The sequence below is a fragment of the Acinetobacter sp. 251-1 genome (assembly GCF_030329305.1).
In the GTDB taxonomy this organism is placed as follows: domain Bacteria; phylum Pseudomonadota; class Gammaproteobacteria; order Pseudomonadales; family Moraxellaceae; genus Acinetobacter; species Acinetobacter piscicola_A.
On record NZ_JACANS010000051.1, the window covers coordinates 1 to 1,508 of the forward strand.

The window sequence follows — 1,508 nt, forward strand, 5'->3', positions numbered from 1 at the left end:
TTTACAATACCAGCGCACAGCCCAAAGAATGATTTCGCCCTGAAAATGCCGACCATGGAAAGGATTCATATGCTGCACCTTTAGCTAAAACAGTCTTCAGCTTACCATTCGTGGTTATTTGCAACAGTGCCTTCTATTCTGGGCTGACTATTGTGGGCAGGACATTACCTCACTATTGTAAAATATTGAGATAATCATTATTTCAAGCAACTCGAGAGGCTTAAATCTCATGACTAAAAAATCTTCTGAACCTCACGCGAAAATGTCGGCAGAATCTCAAGAAAAAGTACAAGAACCCGCTAGAGAAATGAAGGATGAAAAAATCCCTTTACCCGAATTGCATCAGACCAGGGATGTTTCTGAAAAAGTAACTGAATCCAGAGAATTATTGGGCAAGCAAATGTCAGCGAACCTGATTGCGATCGCAGAACTTATCAATAAACCCATTCCTCAAATGCAGGTGGATGAACATGGTGTTTTTCACGAGGTTAAAAGTAACTGATATGTATAGCTAAATTCCAAATAAATCACCGCAGTAATCTTGAAATAAGATATCAATATCTTTAACCCTAAACTTTTCCTAACTGATTTTACTTGAGCCCACATTTTTTCACTTCGTCTTGCACTTCGCCTCAAGCAGCGCTTGAGACTAGCTCAGGATTTAAGTCAGGGCTATATTTAGGTAGCCATACAAGGTAATGACCTGCTTTCTGAAGTAATTCTTGCAGTCTTTTACCTTTATGGAACGTCGCATTATCTATGATTGGCTGCTTAACCTCTGCTTTTAACTTTGGTTATTTATGGGAGGATTACCCTAAGCTATTGCTGGTTTAATAGATGATGGGGAGCAAAAAAGATAAAACTGCGTGCGCCAAAAGAAGAATTATTGTAATTTTTCTGGACCAAACTTTTGAAGCAAAGTTTGAAATTCATCTTGTTCAATATTGATAATCGAAATTGATTTAAATGCGAATCCTGGTATGAGAATACATTTTAGGCCAAGATCATTTCTAAGCTTCTGTAATTTTATGAAAATTTTTCCTAGAGGTCTATTTTTTTCATCTGGACTTAAGTCCTCAGGGTGAAAGCCAAAAAAATTTTCTGGAAAGTCAGTAACGTTCTTGATAATAGTCATTAATTTCAGAGTAATAATTCGTTAAATAAAACTTTAATTCAAAAATTAAAAAAGCTCAAGCTATTGTTTTTTATCAACATAAAACATTGACCGAAAAATATTAGAGTTAATTGTCCAAAATTATATTTCTATTTTGGATTTACACCCGATGTTGTTGTTGTTATTCCCAAGGGCTTTGTTGCACAAAGATTTGAAATGCAAAGCGCCCCTAATTGAGCCAAATTTAAGGCGTAACTTGGGTAAGTGGTCGACCTAATTCCGTAAATCTGTTGAGGACTGCTACACGTGCATGAATTTCATTCACCTGACTAGGAAAGCTTCTTGCCATTAATTTATCGCCTAATAATTTGATGCAATGCATCTTGGTTTCCAC

2 protein-coding genes and 2 pseudogenes are annotated in these 1,508 nt (G+C 36.2%); 1 reads left to right on the plus strand and 3 read right to left on the minus strand.

The features are described from left to right. Nucleotides 1-229: 229 nt before the first annotated feature. Nucleotides 230-502: a hypothetical protein gene (locus HX129_RS17635; RefSeq protein ID WP_225554357.1), complete on the plus strand. Its 273-nt coding sequence runs from the start codon at nucleotides 230-232 to the stop codon at nucleotides 500-502. 157 nt (nucleotides 503-659) lie between these two features. Here HX129_RS17635 and HX129_RS17640 read toward each other — a convergent pair. The 3 genes and pseudogenes from HX129_RS17640 to HX129_RS17650 all read right to left on the minus strand — a co-directional run. Beyond that, nucleotides 660-764, minus strand: a pseudogene (locus tag HX129_RS17640) (transposase); the annotation flags it as partial. Between the two features lie 119 nt (nucleotides 765-883). Continuing rightward, nucleotides 884-1,135 carry a hypothetical protein gene (locus HX129_RS17645; RefSeq protein ID WP_286436394.1) on the minus strand — a complete coding sequence of 84 codons (252 nt, stop codon included), beginning with the start codon at nucleotides 1,133-1,135 and terminating at the stop codon, nucleotides 884-886. A 223-nt stretch (nucleotides 1,136-1,358) separates the two neighbouring features. Beyond that, a pseudogene (locus HX129_RS17650) lies at nucleotides 1,359-1,508 on the minus strand (IS5/IS1182 family transposase); the annotation flags it as partial.